Annotated in this window: 15 protein-coding genes; 9 read left to right on the forward strand and 6 right to left on the reverse strand. The window is 52.7% G+C overall.

The features are described from left to right. Positions 1 to 2: 2 nt before the first annotated feature. From A6X21_RS20575 to A6X21_RS20585, 3 genes are all read left to right on the forward strand, one after another. A complete protein-coding gene (locus tag A6X21_RS20575; protein WP_240490345.1) occupies positions 3 to 1,094 on the forward strand; it encodes a prenyltransferase/squalene oxidase repeat-containing protein in 1,092 nt (363 codons plus the stop codon). A gap of 11 nt (positions 1,095 to 1,105) precedes the next feature. Then, positions 1,106 to 2,416: a hypothetical protein gene (locus tag A6X21_RS20580; protein WP_131818467.1), complete on the forward strand. Its 1,311-nt coding sequence runs from the start codon at positions 1,106 to 1,108 to the stop codon at positions 2,414 to 2,416. A gap of 159 nt (positions 2,417 to 2,575) precedes the next feature. Next, complete coding sequence (locus tag A6X21_RS20585) at positions 2,576 to 4,375, forward strand: hypothetical protein (RefSeq protein WP_131818468.1); 1,800 nt, start codon at positions 2,576 to 2,578, stop codon at positions 4,373 to 4,375. A 62-nt stretch (positions 4,376 to 4,437) separates the two neighbouring features. Here the strand turns inward: A6X21_RS20585 and A6X21_RS20590 are convergent, their stop codons facing one another. From A6X21_RS20590 to A6X21_RS20600, 3 genes are all read right to left on the reverse strand, one after another. Continuing rightward, positions 4,438 to 5,667 carry a CvpA family protein gene (locus A6X21_RS20590; RefSeq protein ID WP_068852010.1) on the reverse strand — a complete coding sequence of 410 codons (1,230 nt, stop codon included), beginning with the start codon at positions 5,665 to 5,667 and terminating at the stop codon, positions 4,438 to 4,440. Between the two features lie 165 nt (positions 5,668 to 5,832). Next, complete coding sequence (locus A6X21_RS20595; RefSeq protein ID WP_068852013.1) at positions 5,833 to 6,813, reverse strand: metal-dependent hydrolase; 981 nt, start codon at positions 6,811 to 6,813, stop codon at positions 5,833 to 5,835. 213 nt (positions 6,814 to 7,026) lie between these two features. Then, entirely contained in the window at positions 7,027 to 7,986 is a 960-nt protein-coding gene (locus A6X21_RS20600) for an alpha/beta hydrolase (RefSeq protein WP_165603887.1), read from the reverse strand. Between the two features lie 330 nt (positions 7,987 to 8,316). Between A6X21_RS20600 and A6X21_RS20605 the strand changes: the two genes are divergently transcribed. From A6X21_RS20605 to A6X21_RS20620, 4 genes are all read left to right on the forward strand, one after another. Continuing rightward, entirely contained in the window at positions 8,317 to 9,435 is a 1,119-nt protein-coding gene (locus A6X21_RS20605; RefSeq protein ID WP_068852361.1) for a glycosyltransferase, read from the forward strand. 378 nt (positions 9,436 to 9,813) lie between these two features. Beyond that, entirely contained in the window at positions 9,814 to 10,272 is a 459-nt protein-coding gene (locus tag A6X21_RS20610; protein ID WP_013109547.1) for a TraR/DksA family transcriptional regulator, read from the forward strand. A gap of 373 nt (positions 10,273 to 10,645) precedes the next feature. Beyond that, positions 10,646 to 12,040 (forward strand): Gfo/Idh/MocA family oxidoreductase, encoded by a 1,395-nt coding sequence (locus tag A6X21_RS20615; protein WP_068852018.1) that lies wholly within the window; start codon positions 10,646 to 10,648, stop codon positions 12,038 to 12,040. Positions 12,041 to 12,252: 212 nt separating this feature from the next. Next, the gene (locus A6X21_RS20620) at positions 12,253 to 12,951 is read left to right on the forward strand and encodes a hypothetical protein (protein WP_165603888.1); all 699 of its coding nucleotides are present in this window, start codon (positions 12,253 to 12,255) and stop codon (positions 12,949 to 12,951) included. Between the two features lie 569 nt (positions 12,952 to 13,520). On the opposite strand, the gene fae is transcribed toward A6X21_RS20620, so the two are convergent. From fae to A6X21_RS20640, 3 genes are all read right to left on the reverse strand, one after another. After that, complete coding sequence (gene fae / locus A6X21_RS20630) at positions 13,521 to 14,018, reverse strand: formaldehyde-activating enzyme (protein WP_013109550.1); 498 nt, start codon at positions 14,016 to 14,018, stop codon at positions 13,521 to 13,523. A 483-nt stretch (positions 14,019 to 14,501) separates the two neighbouring features. After that, positions 14,502 to 15,815, reverse strand: a complete 1,314-nt coding sequence (xylA, locus tag A6X21_RS20635) for a xylose isomerase (protein ID WP_068852364.1) — start codon at positions 15,813 to 15,815, stop codon at positions 14,502 to 14,504. A gap of 215 nt (positions 15,816 to 16,030) precedes the next feature. Further along, positions 16,031 to 17,869 carry a hypothetical protein gene (locus A6X21_RS20640; protein ID WP_068852026.1) on the reverse strand — a complete coding sequence of 613 codons (1,839 nt, stop codon included), beginning with the start codon at positions 17,867 to 17,869 and terminating at the stop codon, positions 16,031 to 16,033. Positions 17,870 to 18,341: 472 nt separating this feature from the next. On the opposite strand from A6X21_RS20640, the gene A6X21_RS20645 reads away from it, so the two are divergent. Both A6X21_RS20645 and coaD read left to right on the forward strand, forming a co-directional pair. Next, a complete protein-coding gene (locus A6X21_RS20645; protein WP_131818470.1) occupies positions 18,342 to 19,211 on the forward strand; it encodes a hypothetical protein in 870 nt (289 codons plus the stop codon). Between the two features lie 32 nt (positions 19,212 to 19,243). Further along, entirely contained in the window at positions 19,244 to 19,768 is a 525-nt protein-coding gene (coaD, locus tag A6X21_RS20650; protein WP_068852032.1) for a pantetheine-phosphate adenylyltransferase, read from the forward strand. Positions 19,769 to 19,893 lie beyond the last annotated feature (125 nt).

Raw genomic sequence — 19,893 nt, forward strand, 5'->3', positions numbered from 1 at the left:
TTTTGCCGGCAGTCATGATCACTCTGCTGGTGATTTCATTGGTCTTTGGGGGAAGAATCGCCTCAGCGCAAGTGCCTGAAAGATCGCCAGCGGATGCGCAGGTTGAAAAACCTCTCCCACGTCGCGATACCATCGAGATCGATGCCCGTAAGCTGCTGACACCCGCGACCGACGCCAGCATCAATAAAGGACTGGCTTTTCTCGCTGCCCGCCAGCATACCGATGGTTCGTTTGGTTCCGGGTCAATTTACCGCAGGAACGTGGCCGTTACCGGGTTGGCAGGGATGTCGATGCTGGCTGCCGGCAGTACTCCCAGTCGCGGCAAGTATGCGACAGAAATCAAGCTGTCGATCGACTTCATTCTCAAGCACTCCAAGCCCTCAGGTTACATTCTTTGCGAGGAGAGTCCTTCGCATGGGCCCATGTATGGGCATGGCTTCGCGACACTTTATCTGGCGGAAGTCTATGGAATGACTCCTCAGGAAAATGTGCGTACGGCCCTGAAAAATGCCGTGAATCTGATTGTCGGCTCACAAAATCCCGAAGGAGGATGGCGTTATGACCCGGATGGAAAGGATGCCGATATTTCGGTGACTGTCTGTCAGATGATGGCCTTGAGGGCAGCTCGAAATGCAGGGATTGCCGTCCCCCGGGAAACTGTTGATCGTTGTACCGAATATGTGAAGAAGTGCCAGAATGGTGATGGCGGATTCCGGTATCGACTTGAGCCCCGACCACAAAGCCAGTTTCCAAGGTCTGCTGCAGCACTGGTGGCTCTGAACAGTGCCGGCATCTATGAGGGGCCAGAAATTCGAAGTGGGATTGAGTATTTGCTGCGGTTTTCACCGAGAGCAGAACTCTTTCGCTATGAGAATCATTTCTATTACGGTCATTACTACGCAGTTCAGGTCATGTGGCATCGCGGCGGTGAAGGATGGGAAAACTGGTATTCTGGCATTCGAGATGAACTGGTCGAGCGGCAACTCCCCGACGGAAGCTGGCCCGATTCGCTGATTTGTGCCGAGTATGGCACCGCCATGGCCTGTCTGATTCTGCAAATGCCCAATAACTATCTGCCAATCTTTCAGCGATAACGGGCCTCTCTGTGAACACTCGACTCCTGATCTACTGTGCTTTGATGCCCGTTTATCTGCTGGGCTCGATACCAGTTTGGAGTGCTGATCACGAACCCGCTTTGCCAGCTCGTATTCAACTCGTCAGTGCGCAGGTGATGACAGCGCATCGGGTTCAAATGGATGGAAATGAGTTGGCAATCACTGCGGATGATGGAACTTCATCTCGCTGGCCATGGAAAGAAATCTCTCGCATCGATTTTCGTTCTGAGGCAAAAGCAGCTTTCGATGGGCTCCCTGTCCCACAACACGAAATCTGGTTGACCAATGGCGACCGGATTGCCGCATTCGTTAAAGAGATACAAAATGAAAAGCTTCAGATTGGCTGGGTCGAACAAACCGATTGGCAGGCTGAGCCAATCCCCCTGGAATCGGTCGAAGTGGCTGTTTTGAAAGCTCCGACCAGTTCCTTTGCCAGAGGCAGTTTTCGCAGACGAATCCAATCATTGAGAGTCACCGCCGCTCGCAAGGACGATGTGGCACTTCTCTCCAATGGTGATGAATTGCCGGGGGAATTCATAGAACTTGGTCCCGAGCAGGCGACCTTGATGCGTTCGAAAGAATCGGTGCAGGTTCCTCGTTTTCGAATGGCGGCAATTGTCTTTAATGAAGAACTTCTGGTCGCACCTCAGGCTGCCAGGCAACGCTGGCGAGTGGTGACCAATGACGGCTCAGCCTTTACGGTTCGAGAGCTTCGAACTGTCAGTGGCGAAAAGGAACCTCATGTAAAACTCGAATTTCTGCTCATGACGGGAACTCGACTGGTTGTTCCTTTGCAGGATATTCTCACCATTGAATTTGCTTCCGATTCGCTCCAATGGCTCGACGATCTGCCATTGGAATCTCAGGTCTGGAACCCCTGGCTCCCTGCGATTGTTCAAGACTCCTCAACGAGCAGAATCAATCTGCTCACCAGACAGACAGGCAGGAATCGTCTCACGGGGATTCATGAAGGATTTGACCAAACCGCTTTCTGGTCACTCAGTATGTCTCCAGAAGCCGAGGTGACCTGGCGGTTAGCGGAAGGGGGATATCAACTTTCTGGGCGAGTCCAGGTTTCTGGTGCCACAACACTTTCGGCTGCTGCCAGGGCCAGTATTAAGCTGAATGGAAAAACTCTCTGGGGCAGCCAGGAACTAAACCTCGAAAACAAATCGGAAACCTTCCAGGTAGACCTCACGGTTCCGACAGAAGAAAAGCTGACCTTCAGAGCGATGAGTGGCCGTGCGGGCGATCAGGGGATTCAACTGATCTGGAGCGATGTTTCGCTGCGGGTCAAGTAGCGGGAACTTGAACCGTTACTGGTAAATCGCCTGAGTGACTGCCATCTTGAAATGGCTTTGATTGCTGGATGATCGTAATGGAGAATACTCCGTTGGTTATGCTTCAGTCAGATCATCAGTTTGTTTGCCTCGAAATTTGCCTCTCAGACAGACCTCGTTGTGACTGAAAAAAAACTTTCCTTACAAGTGGGATTCAAACTCCTCCCATGGCTGCTCAAGCTGTGGCCGGGTCTGTTTTTTCTTCTGACGGCGATCTGGTTGACGTGGCCCATGTCGGCAACGCTCTTGACGGCTATCCCGATCGGACTGGAAGGCGAGTCCACAGTACCGCTGTTTAATCTCTGGACCATCTGGTGGAACATTAATCGGTTAGGACACGGATTTGCAGAGTATTGGCATGCGCCGATTTTCTCTCCTGCGCGGCTCACATTCGCACTTTCGGAGCCACAGCCCACTACGATGCTACTGGCCCCCATCTATGTCGTCACAGATTCCATGATTCTCTGCTACAACCTCGCTGTGTTGATTTTACTGGCGATGTGTGGACATGCGAGTTGGTCATTGCTTCGACTGGTGCATGTTTCGCCCGCTCTGGCACTATTGGGTGGTTTACTCATCCAGCGACTTCCCTTTTTGTTCTGGCAAATGGGGGTGTTGCAGTTATTGGCACTGGCGGGGCCCCTCTGGACGATCTACTGGATTTTGAAATGTTGCCGGGAGCCAGGTTGGAGAGCCTCTTTGGGTTTGGGCTTGAGTTTTGGATTGACGTACTGGTCGTGTAACTATTTTGGCTTGCTTCTGAGTTTATCGATTGGGATCAGTGGGTTGCTGCTGTTCACCGCTGGCTGGTTTCTGCTCCCCGATTGGAGACGCTGGAAAGTCTGGGCCAGCCTGATGGCAGCAGCGATTTTGGCGGCCTGTCTGATCGGGCCGATGGCTCGCGTTCAGCAGGAAGCCGCCCGCGAAGAGAAGTGGCAAGCTGAGCGGCCGTTAGAACTTGTGCAGAATCTCTCGGCCCGATGGAGTGATTACACGTGGTCACTCACAACCCGGCTCGGAGATTATCCCACAGCGATTGAGCCAGCGCGGCAGAATATCTGGCGCATGGGCTGTGGTGCTGTTGTGACGATCCTCGGCGCATGGGGATTGCTGGTGGGTCTCTATCGACAGGATCGAAGGCTGCTGACTTGTACCGTGCTGACATTCAGTGTGGTTTCGTTGCTCCTTTCCTTCGGGCCGGAATACGAGATTTTCGGTTGGTCACCATCGTTATGGCTACGTGATCATTACCCCGGATTCTCCCATTTGCGCAGCCCTTTTCGATTTGGCGCCTTTGTCCAACTGGGCTGGCACTTGTTGGCGATTCAAGGGGCGGAAGCTCTTTCATTAGATCGCTGGAGATGGTTCCGAAGGTTGGTCGAAAGCGGGCCAGATCACAATGTCGGCTGGCGACAGCGGAGCCTGCAGGTGCTGCTGACTTCGCCAGCCATCCTCATACTTGGATTGGCTGTTTATGAGGTCTGGCCGATGCCACAGGTCTGTCAGCCTGTGCCGCAAGTTCATCCGACACCTCAGTGGATTGATGATCTCCGGAAAAAGACGGAGCCGCATGAAGTTCTTGCCTGCTTACCATTTGCGAATGGAAGCGATGCCAGTGCATATGAATCCACGACGCTGTGGATGTACTGGCAAACCCGGCATCACCGTCCCATGGTCAATGGTTACTCAGGGTTCTTTCCGGATGCCTATCTGGAATTGCGCGATGCCATGGAGACTTTCCCCAGCGATGAATCGATGCGGCTGCTGACTCTGGCGGGAGTGAGGTATCTGGTGATCGATACCAGTGTCTGTCCAGTCAACGAATGGAAAGAGATGGCCCTGTTTCGAGATCAGACCGAATTCTGCTTTGAGGATCCACAGGCTGGGATTGTGGTCTATCGCTACACGCCGCGGCTTTGAAGCGAAATGTCTTAACAGGTTGATACCGAGAAGCGAACCATTCCCGGTGAATTTCAATGGTTCTAGTAGCCACCCGAGGAGGGTCGCCTTGGTGCCGGACTCGCGGTCGAGTTGCTGCCGGAAGGATAGCTGCTACTGGGATATCTGTCGCTCGGATAGCTGCTGCTGGGATAGTTGCCCGAGGTGGGGCGATTGAAGGAATCGGGCCAGCTTTCCCGAATGCTGCGATCCAGTTCGTCACGCATCCGGCCGACAGCAGGAGCGATCACCTGATCGCGGACAAAATCGCGAGTCACACTGGAGGCATCGAACAGGGGGGCATCGCCACCTTCCGCATTATCGCCCCACAAAACGGGCGAGTAAGGTCGGACTGGTTCACTGCGATAGTTCGACTGAGTTGATGATTCGTAATTGCGAGGAGGTGCAAAGCGATCATCTGCAGAACTTCGAGTGGGGGCCGAGTAGGGGTTCTCACGGGTGTTATTCGAACTGCCATAAGGATCGTAATTCCGGAAGCGATCCCGGGAATTGCTGGCGGGTGTGTTTTGACTGGGTCGGGCAGCAGGAGTCTCAGAACCAGGATTAGCAGTCTGTCCCCAAAGTTGATCCCACATCTGGGTCAACCGACTGCTCGATGATCCTTGAGAGACTGGTTGCGTGGGTACGTCACTGGAAGATCTGCGGCCTCGATCCGTCAGTTCTCCAGGCTCTGGACGGGCCGGTGAAGGACGAGCTGCAGGGCGTGATCTGTTTCCAGAATAGGCACTGTTGTCATCATTTCGATACGCAATTGAGTCAGTCTGAAATTCGCGAAGATAAGGCGAAAGGGTATTGCGAAAAGTTTCGGGCATGAGAGGCAACGCTTCCCCGATAATGAGTCGAGCAATCGAATGAGATTCTGTCTGCAGAATCATTTGTCGAGCAGCGGGTGAAACCGTGATGAGCAGGACAGTAACGACCACAGTGAGAATCACCCCTTTGACGGCTCCCAGCAGGAATCCCAGGTGCTTGTCGAACTCGGCCAGTTTCAGTTTCTCAAGTGACTCCTTGACCGAGCGAATCATCAGGTAGACGGCCAGTGAGACTGCCACGTAAACGGCAATGAGTGCCAGAACATCGGCCAGAGGTGGGTCACCAAACAGCGGTGCCAGTGAGGGAGAAACTGGCCCCGCGACCATGTAGCCCAGAATTAAAGAGGCAACGGGAGCCACCTGCCATGCGAGACCGCGCCAGGCACCCTGAATGGCCATACCGACCACAATCAGCAGCATCACGATGTCGTAAGTGGTCATGAGCAATGCCCTTGAATCTGGCGAATCAATTCCAGCTTTCGTTGCTGGTTTGCAGCGAGGAGTCGTCGCCCGTTATCGGCGATGAATCTGAAAGCTGGAATCTGTGGGGAATCTGACAGAGTTTGTCCTTCTGATACAGAGCAGTTTGCACCAATTACAGCAGTTTCAGCGCCAACCGTTACTGAAATGATCTGGAGCGAATTCATCAGACTTGCGAACTTCTGACCAGGTGTCCGAACTTCGATTTTTTGTTGGATCGCGGGGAGGGATCCATCTTTGGGATGGAGGCAGGGGGGCCGATTGTGACCACGGGTCAATTGGCTGATCCCCGGTGGATCGAGAAGGGGTTCTGGCCCAGTCTCTCACTGGTGGTGGCTCTATGATTGGAGATGTTTCGCGTGAACTCTTCCCCTGTGGAGAATTTCTGGGGGGAATCGCCGCAGATTTCTGACTTGTCTCGTTGGTTGCCAAGGCCGAGATGGACGGGACAAAGCCAGCCATGCGCTGTTTCACTTCGGGAGACGCATCGCGCAGGACAAAGAGTCCCAGGAGGAGGAGCATGCCGTAAGTGGCTGATGTTGCAGTGGGGTCGTTACTGAAGAATTTGAGTGCGGTACCAAAGGACTTTTTGAGAGTCGGGACAGCGCCATTCAGATTGACACTCCAGATTTCATCCAGCACCAGATGAGTGGTGTAGCCCAGCATGACGGCGATGGTTTTATAAATACGAGCCCCATGGATGTCGGCATCGCAGATCAAAAAACCAATCATTCCGGCAATGGCAATCGCGGGGATGCTGTGGAACATTCCCCGGTGAATCGTGAAACGCTTCAGAAGTGTCCCGATGGCAAAGCGAATAAACAGATAGAGAGGTATGCCCACGAGAACGAGTTGTTCGGCTGAGAGCCCTGATGAGATCAGGCGATTCATCAAAATCATGGGAATAATGGCGGCTGCAAAGGTAATCGTTTCCCGAGCAGGGATTCCCGAATCGCTGTCGAGATCGGGCATCATTCCCGCAATGGTGACGAACCCACCGGCCAACAGGCAGGTGGGAACTGGCATTTGCAGTGTGTAGTAGCCCCAATAGGCATACCCCGTGCCTACGGCCGCTGCGACGCCAATATGTGTCTGAAAGCCCGCCATGGAGCCATTCCGTTGGAGACACCAGATCGAGAATTTGAGCCAGTGGAGGTGGCCCGTCGAGCAATCGTGCAAGACTCCTTCTCGCACAGGGTATGAGATGCAAGATATATGCCGGTCGCTTGGAGTGGGTCAATGCAACTCTTTGCCAATTCAGGGGTTTATGGCGACAATCGGCAATTTGTGCCGGTGGTGAGGTGCGGCCGAAGACCGGCTTCATACGCTCGGAGAGAAGGCCGGGCAGACACGGTTGAGCCAGTTCGTACTCTGTTCGAGGAACAACGTATGGCAAGGTTCGAACTCAATGGTGTGAGCCGCCTCTTTGTACCACTGGAGTTCGTGGGGAAGTTGCGAACGATGAAGTTCTTTCTGGAAAAGAGCTTGAGTGCGATGACTGTCAATAATCTGATCCTGGCCTGCCAAAGCGAGAAAGACCGGTCTTTGAGGATGACTCAGCCCCTGCATGGCCAGCGGCCCCAATTGATGGTGGTGCCAGAAGAATCGTAATGTGGCTTCTCTGAGGGCGAGAGTGTCATGCGCAATAAACTCCTGAGCTGAGATGTTTCTGGTGAATCGCTCAGGTTCCAGCCCGGGAATTTTTTTGAGTTTTTGTCCCATGGAGGTGCTTTGAACGAATTTCAATAGTAATTTCTGCAATCGATTGGGTTCAATCCGAGGACAGATCCCAGGGTACAACAGCATGCAGGCTGATAGATTTTCAGGCCACAAACTTGCATAGGCGGCTGCCAGCCGACCACCCCAACTCAGTCCTGCCAGCACAATCTGAGGCTGGAATGACTCAACTGCTCGGTCAGGAACTGACGGCTTCAGTGAGCCTGTTGTGAGTCTTCTGGCGAGGTTGATCCATGCCGAAATATCGAATAACCAGCGATCAGCATGTCGCACATCACCTCGATGGGAGGTGTTGATTCCCGATCCTCGTCGATCAGGGGCCATGACCAGCCAGCCTTGACGAGACCAATAGGAGCAGGATCGATAGTACCAGAGCGAGTGGCTTTGTATGCCATGCAGCAGAATCAGAGCACGACCAGTCGGTTGGTTGGGTTGCCAGAGGCGATAATTCAGCACATAGCCATCGGACATGACCAGTTGCTGCGGTTCGGGAAGAGAGGCAAGTGCCGGTTGCGGATCGCTCATCGAATGGCCTGGCAGCATGCTCATCAATCCTGTCTTGCTCGATGCTCAGGTCATAACTTCCGGGTGATGATCTTCGGGTCGCAGGGGGAATGTGGCCCAACGGAAAAGTCGCGACAAGCCGATCAGCTTTTATGAAAACCTGTTGAGGTTTGCCATTTGCTGTTTCGTCGGCAAGATAGCTGTGTTCCGGGCTGTCGAACAGATGGATTTGACAGGTGATCTAGGGAGCCAGTCGTTGCAACTTTTCCAGTGAAAGATGATCTTGTGTGTGAGTAATTGAAGCCAAACGAGTGGAATCGACGCTCGTTTCTCGGAAATTGACGGCCAGGTTTGCTAAGGGACGTGTTTGTGCCACAAAGGATTGCTCTGATCATTCCGACGCTGGATCAGTCAGGGGCTGAAAAGCAGTTCACGCTGTTAGCAACCCATTTGTCGAAAGCGGATTTTTCCTGTCGAGTTCTGGCTCTCACCAGAGGCGGCCCTTATAAGAAAATCCTGCAAGAGCACGGCATTGAAGTGCGTGTCTTGAACAAGCGATGGAAATTCGATCCCTGGGCTTACTTGAGGCTTCGAAAGGAATTGATCGAGTTTGATCCTGATATTGTCCATACCTGGCTTTTTGCTGCCAACGCTTATGGTCGCCTGGCTGCCAGAGCTGTTCCCCGCGCCAAGGTGGTGGTTTCGGAGCGTTGCGTCGACAGTTGGAAAGCGGGTTGGCAGACATTTCTTGATCGGCGTCTCATCGCCCGGACCGATCAACTCATCGGTAACTCGCAAAGTGTGGTGGCATTTTATCGTCAATTGGGCATTCCAGAGAGCAAGCTGGGTTGTATTCCCAATGGCATAGAGTTGCCCGTGATCGAACCCGTTTCGCTGGCTTCCAAAGAATCTTGGAGAAGCGCGCAGGGGATTCCCAAAGAGAGTTTTGTGGTGGGTTATGTCGGCAGACTGGCCCCGCAGAAAGCCATTCAAGACCTGATCTGGGCGATTGAAACCTTGAGGCAGATTCGTCCTCAATGTCACCTCTACATTGCGGGAGATGGTCCGGAACGAGGCCGATTGGAGAGACTGGTACATGCCGTGCATGCTGATGCCCATGTCCATTTTGCGGGACATGTGAGCAAAACAGATGAAATCTATCGACATATCGATGCATTTTGTTTGCCGAGTCGCTTTGAGGGGATGTCCAATAGCCTGTTAGAAGCGATGGCCTGGGGAGTCCCCTGCCTGGCAAGTGCGATTCCAGCGAATGCCGAATTGATCGAAAACGCCAGGAGTGGCCTTTTGTTCAATGCGGGGGATGCTGTGGGATTGATGCAAGGGCTGCGGCGGTTCATTGACGAGCCCGAGCTGCGGCATCAACTGGGCCAGCAGGCGCGGCAGCGAGTTTCCAGGGAGTTTACGATCCCCCAAATGGTTGACCGCTGGGAATCTGTTTACAGAAGTTTAACTGCAGTCAATGGTTAGGTCTGTTTTTCGTGACCACTCCTGGTTGCGAGGGCTTTTTTCGGTCCATAAAAGCCAGTGGAAAAAGTGGAAGATTCTCTAAAATCCAGCGAGAAACATAAAAACTTGCAAATTCAAATGAATCACAAATCTGTTTTCCTCACGCTTTTCTGGTCTTGGTCGTAGTATTCAACGAGCTTTCAACCAGATTGCCTGAAAGGCAGATGCTTTACGCAGGTACATCTTGTAAATGTTGTTTCAGCGGAAAATTGTTCGCCAAGCGAAATAATTGAGGCGAATGCTGAAATCGACTGGCATGATAACTGCGTTGGTAAGAAGGAACCGGGTGTTCGTTCGTGCCCGGGTGGTATTGAGCTTTAATTTAGCAGGAGGTGCATCATGTCTCGCAATGACGCTGTCGCCAAGATCAAGAAGCACCTGCTCCTGCAACGTGAAGATCTCAGGTCGAAAATTGCGGAAGAAATGGGTCTGGCTTACTCGCCGGACGATGGCATTAATGACCTAGGTGAAACCGCTGCACTGGTGGAGCAGTCCGAGCTTCATACTCAGTTAGCCGCCTTGGAAACACGTGAGTTGATGCAAATCAACCGCGCCTTGGCACTGATTGAAGAAGGTCATTACGGAGTTTGCCAGAAATGCTCCAAAGCCATTCCTCTGGCCCGACTTCAGGCGGTCCCATTCACGACGGTTTGTGTCGAATGTCAACGTCGCCAGGAAGATCTGGGTGACAACGACGAAGATGCCTACTCGGTCGATTGGCGGAAAGCATACGATCATGAGCGGCGCTCGAACACAGCCGAATACAGTGTTCAGGATTTCGATCTCGCTTCCGAATGATCCATCAATCGTGAAGCGTCTTCAGTGACCTGGGACGTTTTCTAAAGACATAACCGTGAAACATTTTAAGGGCAGGACATCCAGGCGATGTCCTGCCCTTTGATTTTTCTATCTGATGACAAGCTTTCGCGTCGCCTGATTTCGCACAGCAGAATCCCTTCTCCTCGAAAATCTTCTTGGCAAAGAATCCCGTCTCGATCTTCATCCAAACAGAACAGAGATTGTTTACATCAATGATCGTTGATCGTTATGATTCTTTTGACACCATTCCAGGAGTCATTGATCAACGACGTGTGTGATCTGGTGATGTTGATTGAACTGGCCATACTGTCGCCCTCGTCTGTACCCCTCTGTCCTGTGGAGCAACCTCTTTATGACTCAGCGTTCCGTTCAGAAAACCGGCGTCGATCGTCGTGACTTCCTCAAAACCACGGCTGCTCTGGCCGGTGCCACGATGCCCTACTGGGCGATGACGAACTCAGTTCGCGCCATGCAGAGCCCGAATGAAAGACCAGTGCTGGGTTGTATCGGGACAGGGGATCGCTGGTACCAGATTGTGGGTGGAGCACTCCGCTATTCCGATGGTGCCGCAGTATGTGATGTCGATAAATCCCACGTGGGTAAGGGGCGCGAAAAGGTTCTCGAAATCCACGGCAAACGAAATCTCACACGAGATGTCGACGCCTACGAAGACTATCGAAAAATTCTTGACCGCAAGGATATCGATGTCGTCACGATTGTCACTCCTGACCATTGGCACTCCAAAATTGCCATTGAAGCGATGCAGGCTGGCAAAGATGTCTACTGTGAGAAACCACTCACTTTGACAATTCAGGAAGGCAAGCAGATCGTTAAGGTGCTCAAAGAGACCAAGCGTGTTTTCCAGGTCGGCACACAGCAGCGCAGTGAAATGGGGCTGAACTTTCTCAAGGCGGTCGCGATGATTCGTGATGGCCGTATTGGGAAAGTGCAGAAAATTACCTGCGATATTGGTGGTGCTCCTGCCAGTGGAGAAATTCCGGCTGTTCCCACTCCCGCCGATATCAACTGGGATATGTGGCTGGGCCAGGCACCAATGGTTGATTTCCGTTTCAAACAGACAGGCAGCAAATGGGGCAACAGCCGCTGCCATTATGAGTTCCGCTGGTGGTATGAGTATTCGGGCGGCAAGATGACCGACTGGGGTGCTCACCACGTCGATATTGCCAGTTGGGCCATCGAAATGGATTCCAGCGGCCCTACCTCAGTGGAAGGCATTTCCGCCACACATCCTTGCGAAATGAAAGATGGCTGGCCTCAGCAGGTCGATCGCTACAACGCAGCCACGGAATTCAATGTGAAGGTCATGTGCCCGAACGATGTCGAAATGCACATCGTCAGCAAGTCCAAAGACGGCAACGGAATTCTGTTTGAAGGAACTGAAGGTCGCTTCCACGTCAGCCGGGGTGCCATGAAGGGCAAACCCGTGGAAGATCTGAAAGATAACCCGATTACCGAAGAAGCACTCGTCAAGATTTACAAGGGGAAGGTTCCTGGCAATCACATGGGGAACTTCTTTGAATGCATCAAGGATCGAACAGATCCAATCTCGGATGTCTACTCGCATCATCGGGCCATGACGGTTTGCCATCTGGCGAACATCGCGATTCGTACCGGCAAGAAGATCGAGTGGGATTCACAATCAGAAACCATCACGAACGACCCCGCTTTGAACCAGTGGCTCTCGCGCGAACAGCGGAAGGGTTATGAGATCAACGTGAGTGTCTGATGCTTTCGTCAGTTGATACTGACTGAATCAGAAACCTTCTCAACACAACGGCTGTTGAGAAGGTTTTTATTTTTCCCCCGTTGGTGACTTGGACCATCGTTCTCAGAAAACAGGTTCTCACCAGCCACGAATTCCTTTCGACCGGCGTTCAATTTGCGATTGTTGTCATTCAGGGGAGACGACCCCTCATTTTGATGACAAAGGGCAACGCCATGGTCAACCATCGAATCATATGTGGCATTCTGGCAACATGCTTCTGGGGATGTTCAGAGGTTACGCAAGCTGGCGCTGTGGTGACTTTGGTCGATGGACGGATTTTGAAGGCTGATACTGCGGAATTCTCTGAAAATGGACAGAGTCTGATTCTTGAAGCCACACGCGATGGTCTGGTCATTCGGCGAACCTTGAATCGATCAACAGTCGTTAAACTGGAACTGGATGATGTTCCCTCGCCGGGACAAGTGGCCGTCTCCTCCGCAGCAGTCATCGAGCCTGCAGCAGACTCAATTCGGCCACAGGCTGGTCCCTCCATCGATCCACGGCAATTCCAGCCAGACATTGAACAGGTGCTCCGGATGGAAAATCGCATGCTGATTCAGCAACCGGGGTATCTCGTCGGAAGTCCTCAGGCACCTCAGAGCATCAAGCAGTTTGCCGGTTGGCCTTCAGCAGGAGTGGTCGTCGGTGTGCGACAGGACCCGCTGGAAGCGTATGGACAACAGGCAGCGCGCTGGTATCCGCAGGGGATTCCCCAACTGGAAGCGGGCTACGCCAGGCAACTCTTGCGTAATGATGCGGCTTATCAGGTGGCTCCACCCTGGGCGTTTAATTCATGGAACAACCAGCAAGGGACGACGAACCCCGGTTATCTGCCTCCGGACCGCCGATTTTCGCTGCCCTATCTCCCATAACAATGTGAAACCCTGAGTACGAATGTCCCTGTACGGGAGAATCAGGCGAATCAATCAATGAGCCTGAAAGATGTGTGCCATGCTGGCAGTTTGGGGGGCTGTATTTTCCATACATCATGGCTTCATCGTCACCTAAGGGTGGCCCGGCCAACTCGTGGCCGGGTTGTCGTGCAAAGCCACGACAACAAGAAGCCGCGCCATGAGAACACCCTTGCAATACAACGTCTCACACACCCTTCGATGGCACAACCCTCCGAGCCACAAAGATCAAACCAGTGTGGAAGGGCGTGGTTCTTGCCTGCGTGGTTGGGGTCAGATGTATTCACCTGCCCCCAGTCCTTCAGCGCAGCCAGCACAAATGCATCCTCACATGTTTTCCTCGGCTGAGAGCATGTTCGCCATCAACTCAATTCAGCATACAAGCAATGTTGTGTGAAAATGACCGAAGATCTCGGTCGATCATCTCTTCTTGAACAATCCAGCTTGATCAATCCAGCAAACAGCCCTCAGTTGAATCCTTTGATTCGAACCGAGGGCTGCTTTTGAATTGTGCTTGAGGCACAGAAAAACTAGATGCCAGAGAATGGATGCTTGGCGGAATCCTTCTTGGCAATCATTTCATCGGCACTGGGCTCGTTCTTCATGGCTCGAGCAATGGCGAGTTTGGTGGCTTCGTAGTTGTAGTCGACGATTTTGCGATCATCGGCAGCTTCCCAGTGAATGAACACGCCGCAAACAATCACGAGCTTTTCCGCCTGATCCTTAGGAATCACCCCTTCGGCAACAGAATCAGCCACAGCCTTGGCGACTGCATACTGGGCAGGACCAAACATCTGGACAGCCTGTCGGGCACCCTTGATCGTCACCTTGGTGATCATCACGGTGGCTGGCTTGACAGCCAGATTGGGTGTGAGGACAGCGAGCAGGTTCGAATGTCCAGCTTTCTGATCAGCCAGAGCATTGGCAAAGGCCACGCCGACGGGGCCGTTCTTGTCACCAATCATGAGGTCGATGTGGGCAATTTCGTTGCCTTCGCCAGCCAGTGCTTCACCGATGTAAAATGACATGAGATGTGCCTTTCGTCCGTTCTTCGCATTCGAAGGAATATGATCAAAGCAGGACGGTTCCGGGGAGCAGCCAGATCGAGAGATCAGCGAGCCTGACGACTCGACCTTCTCTTAACGCTCCCGTCAATACGTTTACAACCTGCTCAACATCCAAGCTTGCTACAAGTCAGGAGTGAGTTGCCAGAGCCACTCATCCCGTCGCTTCGAGAGTGTTTCTAACACAGCCCAAGTGCAAAAGCCAGCAGGCAAGGATCATCGGGAGGATTCCCGGACAGTCCAGGCCCGCCATCTTTCTGCTACTACGCTTTCCACGAGAGAACAGCGCTCCGTGGGCCATGCTTGCAGCCTTGTGCAAGCCTGTCTTCGCTACCAACAACGCACACTTGTTTCCTGGGAACCGTATAAGACGTTCCGGATTAAGAACAGAGCCTCGTCCTGCAGGGAACGAAGCTCTTTTTTGATGCCGACGTTCAGATCCAAAGACTACTGAATATAATCATTGATGATATTTTCCAGCAGCTCCTGTCGCCCCGACTGATTCTTGGCAACCGCCTTACCTTCCAGAACGTACTTTTCCAGATCGGCAAAGGTGATCTTGCCAGACTCAACGCTATTGCCGATCCCTGCATCCCAGGTGGCATAACGATTCTTTACGAAATCCTTGAGCACGCCATCTTTACGAATGGCGGCCGCAATCTTTGCACCACGGGCAAAAGCATCCATTCCGCCAATGTGAGCATAGAAGAGATCCACTGGCTCGAAGCTTTCACGACGAACCTTGGCATCGAAGTTGATCCCACCAGGTGCCAGTCCCTGTTGGTCGAGGATCACCAGCATGCACTGTGTCGTCAGGTAAATGTCTGTCGGGAATTGATCCGTATCCCATCCCAGCAGCAGGTCGCCAGTGTTGGCATCAATGCTTCCCAGTGCATTCTGCATTGAGGCATAGGCCAACTCATGCATCATCGTGTGGCCCGCCAGCGTGGCGTGGTTCGTTTCGATGTTCATTTTGACATAATCCGTCAGGCCATAAGCCCGGCAGAAGTTCATACAGGCTGCCACATCGAAATCATACTGGTGCTTGGTGGGTTCTTTCGGCTTGGGTTCAAACAGGAACTGACCTTTAAAGCCAATGGCCTTGGCATGTTCGACGGCAAGATGCATGAACTTGGCCAGATGGTCGAGTTCTCGCTTCATATCGGTGTTATAAAGGTTCTGATAGCCTTCGCGACCACCCCAGAACACATAGTTTTCACCCCCCAGTTCATGGGTGACTTCCAGAGCCTTTTTCACTTGTGCACAGGCATACGCAAAAACATCCGCATTGGGGCTGGTTGCAGCACCGTGCATGTATCGAGGATGCGAAAAGAGATTGGCAGTGCCCCAGAGAAGCTTAATCCCGGTTTCCTGCTGTTTCTCTTTCAGCCTGGCGACCACCGCGTCGAGATTCTTGTTCGACTCAGCCAGTGTCGCCCCTTCGGGAGCCACATCGCGGTCATGGAAGCAGTAGAACGGGGCTCCCAGCTTTTCGACAAATTCAAAGGCCACATCGACTCGCTTGATGGCGTTAGCCACTGATTCTGTGCCGTCATCCCAGGGCTTTTGCAAAGTGGCTCCACCAAATGGATCACTTCCGGTGCCGCGGAAGGTGTGCCAGTAGGCCACGCTGTACCGGAGCAGATCCTTCATGGATTGCCCTTCGATCTGTTCGTCCGCGTTGTAATGCTTGAAAGCCAGCGGATTTTTAGACTTCGGGCCTTCGTAGACGATCTTCGAGATTTCAGGAAAGTACGACATGAGCAGTGCTTCTTGGCATGAATGAGTGAATGTGCGAGCGGCCATCGCTCTGCAGTGCGCGAAGTTTACCACTGAGGCTGGAGACAAAACAGATCCACGAGCATTGATGAAATATTTCTCGCAGGATTCGTGTTTTTTTACTGGTCAGGTTGAGCAGTAATTCTAGGAAATGCCGAAAATCGTCCAGCCGGTCTGGCTCACCGATTAGAGAAAACTTACCAGCCCGAAAAGACGGGGGCCCCTTCAAAATCTGTCGGCACCTCTTCCAAAGCTTCGTCCATCCCCCGGTCTCGAAAAACATGCAGGATCCGGGCACGGCTGATTTCATCGTACTCCGGCTCGGGATAGTTCTTCCGACCAAGATTCGGGGAGCGATGAATATCAAGTTCGGCAACGATCACGCGAATCCCGCGCAGCCCGGTAAACTGGTGTTCTTCGGCACGCTGCCTGCCCCCATGCATATCGTAAGTTTCGAACATCACCCGCAAGACTTTGACAAACTTTCGAAAGGAAATTCCCTTCTCAAGATAGATCAGATCGATATCGAGGGCTTTCGTCAGCAGGTAGTAATGATGTCGCGCGCGCAAAGAAATGGCCCGGTAAAAAGGCCACGATAAAATCGGGTCAAGAATGGTCCGATCCCGCAGAAATCGGGATTCCCGGTCACCATCCGCAGCCAGACCCAGCATGAACCAGTGCTGCAATCCCACCAGAATCCCGGTGGGCGGCGATTCGGTCTGCCTGGCAAGTGGTTTCATGAGCTTCTCCAGACCACGGACAAGCTCTCGACGCGCAGCGATTTCAAATCGTCTCACACGCAGAAAGGCCTCCGAGTCATGCCATAAACTGGCTGTTGGAACAAGACTTGAATTCTCCTCCGCCCTACCTGCAGAGTCTGTTGGTCTGGTTGCTGATGCTGTGTGGACCCTCTGGGGAATGACCAGCTTTTGAATTCGTCCTAACGTCGCAGAAAACAACTGTGCAGTTGATTGTACATATCGTTTCCAGCGAACAGTCGCGGCAGGCTTTACAGACAGTTCGTGAGGAACTCTCGCTGGGTGAAATACTGTTGCCAGCAGCAGATATCTGAGATTGATGACAGTGATCATCATGGATCCTAAGCAGGCAACCCATGTGATCAATCCTTGCAGCAGATGCAGGGCCGGCAATTGATGTGCTGTCGCGTTGGGTAACGTCCCTGCAAAAATGAGTGCCGGAACAGCTAAAGAGATGGGAAATGACCACTGAATCGTCATTAACCAGCGGCCATCAATATGCATCAGTCGTGTTCCGGGGGCTTGTCGGCATGTGAAAAGTAAACCCTGCCCGCAGCAGAGAATCGAGAGCAGAATCAGCCCATACATACCCAGGATCAGGTTCACTCCCCATCGGCAGGGAAGTACCAGTGCAGCCACGAACACGAAGGCCACCGCCAGGCACGAAAGTTGATGAATTCGGCGGCGGATCTGGTAATCCTCGGCATCTGCCTGACGGGGATTATTCAACAGTTTCCCCGCATGCTCCATGAGCATGTCATGCAGACCCAGATAGAAAAACACCCCATGGATCAGCATCGCTGAAATGCCAGTAATCACGACCAGTGACCACAGGCCAAGCCACGGAAGGTAAAAACTTCCCGCGGCAAATTCTCTTAAGAAGGCAGCCGGGTAAAATGTAGTGATGATTGCCAGCAGCGTGAGTGGAAATGTGGCGATCGCAATGGCTCCCCAAAGTCGAGGCAGGCCATAAAATCTGTGTTGGGCCGGGGGGCGAAAGTCGACGCCAAAGTTCATCAGGCTTTTTCGGAATTGTTTCAACCCCCGGTCTATTTTCAGTACCAGCCAGGTCACGATCGCCAGTGGCTGCCTGCGATGAACTCGAATTGTCAGGATGAACGCTGCCACCAAAGCGACGAATGAGGCGAGGTCAAACCAGTCCGACTTTGTCTCTCGCCCCAGCAGTTCGAGGAGTACGAGCAGGCAGAGCCACAATGTGGCTGTGACCTTCGCAACCGGTGAAGCCACTGACAGTTGTTGCCAGATTCGCGAAAACATCCGCTATTTCCTGCCGAAATCATACATTCGCTGCAATCACCCGCATCATCAGGCCTTATGCTGGTGATATGATCGATCCAAAGCTCTGTTATTCAAACGATCGCTGACTGAGGATGAGTTTAACGATGGGAGAATTTCTGATGTTCAGTGCAATCCTCGCCGGAGCATGTTGACCACACTCCCTGAGGCAGTTTACGCTCATGGCAGGTCAGTTTGCACAGAGGATTGCGTGGATCGCTGACCGTTTTTTCCAGTTATTCCCGGTATGACTGGAAGTCTGAGAAAGGTGTGGGGCACTGACTCCTCCACTGGTAAGGAAGTTTTGCCAGTCGAGGGAACATTGCCGATCATTATTCTCAGGCGGCTCCGAAAGTTGTGCGGGGTCAGTCTCGTTTGTTTCTTCATTTGATAAACCGTGATCGGATCAGTCTTTTTGACGGATTTCGATCAGGAAGCCGATAGAGGCGTGCTCATGCATACAGTTGGTAAAGTACTGATCTGGCTGGTTGTGCTGGCTGCAGGTGCAGGAACCGTCTTGACTGCCAAGCTGATTCAAGTGCGTAACAGCCACACTCGCAAGGCCGAAAAACTTGATGCGGACTACGCTCGTGTTTCCAATCAGCTCGGTAAGGCCGAGGCAGAACTGAATTCACTCAAGGCCGAGCTTGCGCGGGAACTCCTCAATTGGGATCGTGCTCCACTGCAGGGCGACACTTCTGTGATTGATCCTCGTCAAGGGCGGATTACTGTCAATCTCGGTCGGGCCAATGGCCTTAAAGACAAACAATGGCTCTATGGTTTTGAACTCAATGCCGACGGACAACCTGTCTATCGAGGAGCTTTTGAGATTGCCCAACTGGGTGATAACCAAACAGCACTTGTGCCGACCTTCCGTCTGCGTGCGGAAGATATCGCCAGCCTCAAAAGTGGTAACTGGCGTTGGCGCACGCTGATTCCTGCTGCATTTCCTGCTCGCCACAGCGATCTCCAGCTCCAACTCGTCAAGAACGACGAACTCCTGGTCGATCGCACGGCGAATGTCACCGAGCAGCAGAAACTCCTGAAAGAAGCCACCGCACAACTGACCAGACGAAGAGAAGAAATCGTGGGTGGCCCCAGCCTGCCCAAAGAAGATTTTCGACCCACTGAAGAAAAGGCCGGTCTGGTAGCAGCACTTCAGGAAGTGGAAGAAATGCGCAACCAGCTCCTCATTGATGTCGATCAACTCCGCCAGCAATTACGGCAGGTTTCAAGTGAACTGGGCAAAACTCAGGAAGAGAACGTCTCTCTGGTGAATCGATTGCCCAGTGCAGCCAAGGAAACTGCCAGCCGACAACCTTGACTTCTCACTCGTCATTTCACGGATGGATACCAATGACCTCTGTTCCACTGCGAGTGGTCTATGTGGGGAGTTTTGATCCCCTGACGCTGGGGCATCTGGATATCATTCGTCGGGGTGCATCGCTCTTTGCACATCTGACTGTCGGGATCGGCGTTAATCCTGATAAACGACCTCTCTTCTCACCCGAGGAGCGGCTGGAGATCACCCGCAAAGTTGTGGCCGAACTCCCGAATGTGTCCGTCGAGTGCTTCTCCGGCCTGACCATTGATTTCGCCCGCAGTTGTCAGGCGAGTGCCATCCTACGCGGGATTCGTTCCCTTTCCGATATCGAATCCGAGTTCACGATGGGGCTCGCCAATAAAGTGCTGGCACCACAGCTCGAGACGATCTTCTTCATGGCTGGGGAGCGGTATGCTCACATTTCGAGTTCATTGATCAAGCAGATTGCACTTCTGGGGAATAGTAATTCTGCAGATCGACTCTCTGAGTTTGTTCCCGAGGCAGTGATTCAACCGCTTCTGGAAAAAGTCCATCAGGTGGCCAGTCAGCGAAAGTGACCATGTGATTGGTGACTGACAGGTATTGGCATCAGATTCCCTGCTCTCGACGCGTGTCGGCAAGCCTCGACCTCGCTATAACCAAAGAGTCGTTTATTGGCTCTGCAATTCATTGGTATCGACTT

The organism is Planctopirus hydrillae, from assembly GCF_001707835.1.
GTDB lineage: Bacteria > Planctomycetota > Planctomycetia > Planctomycetales > Planctomycetaceae > Planctopirus > Planctopirus hydrillae.

Bases quoted from the DNA above. Each gene is read 5' to 3' on its own strand.
- A6X21_RS20590 (WP_068852010.1), bottom strand. From the start codon at position 5,667: ATGACCACTTACGACATCGTGATGCTGCTGATTGTGGTCGGTATGGCC.
- A6X21_RS20595 (WP_068852013.1), bottom strand. From the start codon at position 6,813: ATGGCGGGCTTTCAGACACATATTGGCGTCGCAGCGGCCGTAGGCACG.
- A6X21_RS20600 (WP_165603887.1), bottom strand. From the start codon at position 7,986: ATGCTGCCAGGCCATTCGATGAGCGATCCGCAACCGGCACTTGCCTCT.
- A6X21_RS20610 (WP_013109547.1), top strand. From the start codon at position 9,814: ATGTCTCGCAATGACGCTGTCGCCAAGATCAAGAAGCACCTGCTCCTG.
- A6X21_RS20615 (WP_068852018.1), top strand. From the start codon at position 10,646: ATGACTCAGCGTTCCGTTCAGAAAACCGGCGTCGATCGTCGTGACTTC.
- A6X21_RS20620 (WP_165603888.1), top strand. From the start codon at position 12,253: ATGGTCAACCATCGAATCATATGTGGCATTCTGGCAACATGCTTCTGG.
- fae (WP_013109550.1), bottom strand. From the start codon at position 14,018: ATGTCATTTTACATCGGTGAAGCACTGGCTGGCGAAGGCAACGAAATT.
- xylA (WP_068852364.1), bottom strand. From the start codon at position 15,815: ATGTCGTACTTTCCTGAAATCTCGAAGATCGTCTACGAAGGCCCGAAG.
- A6X21_RS20640 (WP_068852026.1), bottom strand. From the start codon at position 17,869: ATGTTTTCGCGAATCTGGCAACAACTGTCAGTGGCTTCACCGGTTGCG.
- A6X21_RS20645 (WP_131818470.1), top strand. From the start codon at position 18,342: ATGCATACAGTTGGTAAAGTACTGATCTGGCTGGTTGTGCTGGCTGCA.
- coaD (WP_068852032.1), top strand. From the start codon at position 19,244: ATGACCTCTGTTCCACTGCGAGTGGTCTATGTGGGGAGTTTTGATCCC.